Source organism: Actinomadura darangshiensis, from assembly GCF_004349235.1.
Lineage (GTDB): Bacteria > Actinomycetota > Actinomycetes > Streptosporangiales > Streptosporangiaceae > Spirillospora > Spirillospora darangshiensis.
In genome coordinates, this window is record NZ_SMKY01000590.1 from 1 (window position 1) to 1968 (window position 1968).

General features: G+C 65.2%; 1 protein-coding gene. It reads right to left on the minus strand.

Annotated features, from left to right (window positions below):
• Window positions 1-103: 103 nt before the first annotated feature.
• Window positions 104-1867 carry a proteasome ATPase gene (gene arc, locus E1293_RS46685; RefSeq protein ID WP_132206532.1) on the minus strand — a complete coding sequence of 588 codons (1764 nt, stop codon included), beginning with the start codon at window positions 1865-1867 and terminating at the stop codon, window positions 104-106.
• Between the last annotated feature and the right edge of the window lie 101 nt (window positions 1868-1968).

The following is a 1968-nucleotide window of genomic DNA, read 5'->3' on the forward strand; positions in this document are numbered from 1 at the left end:
ACAGCATGGGGCCCGCGGTTCGGGGCGGGTGCGGCGTGGCGCGGCGGCGCGGCGGCCTCCGTTCCGGGGGCCGCCGCGCGCGCGTTGTCACGGTTCGGGGCGATCAGAGGTACTGGCCGGTGTTGGCGACGGTGTCGATGGAGCGGCCCGCCTCGGTGCCCTTGGTTCCGGAGACGAGGGTGCGGATGTAGACGATCCGTTCGCCCTTCTTGCCGGAGATGCGGGCCCAGTCGTCGGGGTTGGTGGTGTTGGGCAGGTCCTCGTTCTCGCTGAACTCGTCGACGCAGGCGGCGAGGAGGTGGTTGACGCGCAGGCCCTTCTGGCCGGTGTCGAGGAACTGCTTGATGGCCATCTTCTTGGCGCGGTCGACGATGTTCTGGATCATGGCGCCGGAGTTGAAGTCCTTGAAGTAGAGGACTTCCTTGTCGCCGTTGGCGTAGGTGACCTCCAGGAAGCGGTTCTCCTCGCTTTCGGTGTACATGCGTTCGACGGTGCGCTGGATCATGGCCTCGACGGTGGCCTCGGTGGAGCTTCCGTGCTCCTTGAGGTCGTCGGGGTGCAGGGGGAGTCCGTCGAGGATGTACTTGGAGAAGATGTCCTTGGCCGCTTCGGCGTCCGGTCGTTCGATCTTGATCTTGACGTCGAGCCGGCCGGGTCGCAGGATCGCGGGGTCGATCATGTCCTCGCGGTTGGAAGCGCCGATGACGATGACGTTCTCCAGGCCTTCGACGCCGTCGATCTCGCTGAGCAGCTGCGGGACGATGGTGTTCTCGACGTCGGAGGAGACTCCGGATCCGCGGGTGCGGAAGATGGAGTCCATCTCGTCGAAGAAGACGATCACGGGTGTCCCGGCGGACGCCTTTTCGCGGGCGCGCTGGAAGACCAGCCGGATGTGCCGTTCGGTCTCGCCGACGTACTTGTTGAGGAGCTCGGGGCCCTTGATGTTGAGGAAGAAGCTCTTGCCCTCCTGGCCGGTCTTCTCCGCGACCTGTTTGGCCAGGGAGTTGGCGACGGCCTTGGCGATGAGGGTCTTGCCGCACCCGGGGGGTCCGTAGAGGAGGACGCCCTTGGGCGGCCGGAGCTGGTGCTCGCGGAAGAGGTCGGCGTGCAGGTACGGCAGTTCGACGGCGTCGCGGATCATTTCGATCTGCGATCCGAGGCCGCCGATCTCGTCGTAGGAGATGTCGGGGACCTCTTCGAGGACGAGTTCTTCGACCTCGGCCTTGTGGATCTTCTCGTAGGCGTATCCGGATCGGGGTTCGAGCATGAGGGAGTCGCCGGCCCTGAGGGGGACGCCGCGGAGCGGTTCGGCGAGTTTGACGACGCGTTCCTCGTCGGCGTGCGCGATGACGAGGGCGCGTTCGCCGTCGTCGAACACTTCCTTGAGCATGACGACTTCGCCCTGCTCTTCGAACTTGAGCGCTTCGACGACGTTGAGGGCCTCGTTGAGCATGACCTCTTGGCCGCGCTGGAGGTCGTCGACGTCGACGGCCGGGCTGACGTTGACGCGGAGCTTGCGTCCGCCGGTGAAGATGTCGACCGTTCCATCGTCGCGGCCTTCGAGGAAGACCCCGAATCCGGAGGGTGGTTGTGCGAGCCTGTCGACCTCCTCCTTGAGCGCCACGATCTGTTCGCGAGCCTCTTTGAGGGTCGCTACGAGTCGCTCGTTCTGGCCGGTTACTGCGGCCAGGTTCGCCTGTGCCTCATGGAGGCGTTCTTCCAGCACACGTACTTGGCGCGGGGATTCTGCGAGCTTGCGGCGCAGCACGGAGATCTCCTCCTCCAGGAAGGAGATCTGCGTTTGAAGGTCCCTGACCTCCTTTTCGTGCTGCGCCCTGCGCGCCCCAGCATCGTCACGAGCGGCCACGCCCCGTCACCTCCTCACGAAGAGAGCCGACGACCTACTGAGACCCTACCTATCTGGAGGGCTTCCGTAACCTGCCCATTCGGTGTTCGTGTCGTGCGGGC